Genomic DNA, 2,640 nt, shown 5'->3' on the forward strand with positions numbered 1-2,640 from the left:
TGCAGCGCGACAATCAGGATGAGAGTTCAGCGTCAATCAAGATGAGAACGCGGGGTTGGCGGATCGCAGGGAGGGCGTAGCCCGACCGGAGAGCCGCTAACCCCGCGTTTCGCCCTCAAGTGGGTGGGTCTGACGGTCGTGGTCGGCTCGGGTAGAGGACGATCTTCCGTTCTGGAGGATCGTTCATGCCGGGCTGTCATGTCACCGACCAGCAGATGAGGCTCTTCATGACGCTCAGACAAACTCATTCCGTTCCTGTCGCCGCGGCCAAGGCCGGGCTCAGCACAGCGACCGGCTACCGGCTCCAGTCAGACCCGACCCTGCCCTCGCATAAGAAGCCCGCGCGCAGCAGGCGCCGTCCGGATCCGCTTGCGGACATCTTCGAAGCCGAGGTCGTTCCACTTCTGCAGTCCTCTCCTGGCTTGCGACCGGTGGCGGTCTGGGAGGAGCTGCTGCGCCGCCACTCTGATTTGGGTTCCGGCGTCCGACGCACGCTGGAGCGGCGCATACGCTCATGGCGCGCCGAGTATGGCCCCGAACAGGAGGTGATGTTTCGCCAGGTCCACGTACCCGGCAAGATGGGGCTGTCGGACTTCACCGACATGGCCAAGTTGGGCGTGACCGTCGCCGGACAGCCGCTGGACCATCGGCTTTATCATTTCCGACTGGCCTATTCCGGCTTCGAGCACGCCCATGTGGTGCTGGGCGGCGAGAGCTACGTGGCGCTGGCCGAGGGGCTGCAGAATGCCCTTTGGTCCCTCGGCGGGGCGCCCGAGGAGCATCGGACCGACAGCTTGTCGGCAGCGTTCAAGAACCTCGAGCGATCTGCCGAGGCCGACCTGACCGACCGCGTCGATGCGCTCTGCCGCCACTACGGCATGACCCCGTCGCGCAACACCAAGGGCATGGCGCATGAGAACGGGGCGATTGAAGGCCCGCATGGCCACCTCAAGCGTGCCGTTGATGACGCGCTGATCATGCGCGGGTCGCGCGACTTCGAGGATCTTGAGGCCTATCGCCGCTTCATCGACGAGATCGTCGGCCGGATCAACGCGCGCAATGCCAAGCGCATCGACGTCGAGCGCGCCAGCCTCAGCCCCCTGCCTGCCCGGCGGACCACGGACCATGAGGAGATCATAGTGCGCGTGACATCATCGGGAGGCTTCCTGTTGAAGAAGGTCTTCTACACCGTGCCGTCCCGGCTGATCGGTCATCAACTCCGGGTCCGGCTCTACGACGACCGGCTCGAACTCTTTCTCGGCTCTACTTTGCTGTCAGAGCTGCCACGCGGACGAGCTGCGCCCGGCGGCAGCCACGGCCACGTGGTCAACTACCATCACGTCATTCACTCGCTGCGCAGGAAGCCCATGGCGCTGATGGGCTTGGTCTACCGCGATCAGCTGTTCCCGCGTCAGGCCTTCCGCGACATGTTCGCGGTGTTGCTGGAGCAGACCAGCGACAGGGAGGCCTGCCGCACGATGGTCGACCTCTTGGCATTGGCCCATGACCGCAACTGCGAGGCAGACCTGGCCGCCCAGATCGAAGAAGACCTCCGGCAGAACCGGCTGCCCGACACCTCCGCCCTGCGCACGCTCTTCGCCCCGAGGCCCGACAGCCTGCCCGCAGTGGAGGTGCGATTGGCCAGCCTGTCCTCCTACGATCGGCTCCTCGGCAATGACACGGCCGCGCAGGAGGTAGCGGCATGAACGCTCCCAACATCGACGCTGCCCGCCTCACCATGGCCCTGAACGAGTTGCGGCTGCCCGCTATCAAGGCGCTCTGGCCACGCTTTGCCGAGCAGGCCGACAAGGAGGGCTGGTCTGCAGCGCGCCTGCTCAGTGCTCTCGTCGAACACGAGATCGCCGAACGTGAGCGGCGACGCATCGAACGCCATCTTGCCGAAGCCCGCCTGTTGCCCGGTAAAACTCTCCAGACGTTCGACTTCGCCGCTGTCCCCATGGTGTCCAAGGCACATATCAGTGCCATCACCGCCGGCGACAGCTGGATCGGAAAGGGCGACAACATCTTGCTCTTCGGTCCGCCGGGCGTGGGCAAAAGTCACCTCGCGTCCGCCATCGGTCTTGCACTCGTAGAGAACGGCTACCGGGTGCTCTTCGCCCGCACCACGGATCTGGTCCAGAAGCTCCAGCAGGCGCGTCGTGATCTCGCCCTCGAAGGTGCCATCGCCAAGCTCGACAAGTTCCACCTGCTGATCCTCGACGACATCGCCTACGTCACAAAGGACCAGGCCGAGACCAGCGTTCTGTTCGAGTTGATCAGCGCCCGTTACGAGCGGCGCTCCATGCTGATCACGGCCAATCAGGCCTTCGGCGCGTGGAATACGATCTTCCCCGATCCGGCCATGACCTTGGCCGCCGTCGACAGGTTGGTCCACCACGCGTCCATCTTCGAGCTGAATGTCGAAAGCTACCGCCGCAGGGCCGCTGAAAAGGCGAAGGGTCCGGGCAGGCCACCGCAAAAGGCATTACCCGCCGACATCGCCGCTGATTGACGCTCCGCGACAAACACCAGCGACAATCACCTTGCTCGCGATACGCAGACCGTCCAATGTGACCTCGTCGCGGCCAAGGACTCTTATCCTGATTGTCGCGCTGATCTCACCCAGATTGTCGCGCTATA

General features: G+C 64.2%; 2 protein-coding genes. Both read left to right on the forward strand.

Going from position 1 to position 2,640, the window contains the following annotated elements:
* Nucleotides 1-185 precede the first annotated feature (185 nt).
* Nucleotides 186-1,706: an IS21 family transposase gene (gene istA / locus BLW27_RS20445; RefSeq protein ID WP_089886575.1), complete on the forward strand. Its 1,521-nt coding sequence runs from the start codon at nucleotides 186-188 to the stop codon at nucleotides 1,704-1,706.
* On the forward strand, nucleotides 1,703-2,512 hold the full coding sequence (gene istB, locus BLW27_RS20450; RefSeq protein WP_089886577.1) for an IS21-like element helper ATPase IstB: 810 nt from the start codon (nucleotides 1,703-1,705) through the stop codon (nucleotides 2,510-2,512). The genes istA and istB overlap by 4 nt, the downstream gene beginning before the upstream one ends.
* The last annotated feature ends 128 nt before the right edge of the window (nucleotides 2,513-2,640 follow it).

Source organism: Citreimonas salinaria (assembly GCF_900107235.1).
Lineage (GTDB): Bacteria > Pseudomonadota > Alphaproteobacteria > Rhodobacterales > Rhodobacteraceae > Citreimonas > Citreimonas salinaria.

Excerpts from the sequence above, each read along its gene's own strand:
- istB (WP_089886577.1), top strand. The coding sequence starts at position 1,703 with ATGAACGCTCCCAACATCGACGCTGCCCGCCTCACCATGGCCCTGAAC.
- istA (WP_089886575.1), top strand. The coding sequence starts at position 186 with ATGCCGGGCTGTCATGTCACCGACCAGCAGATGAGGCTCTTCATGACG.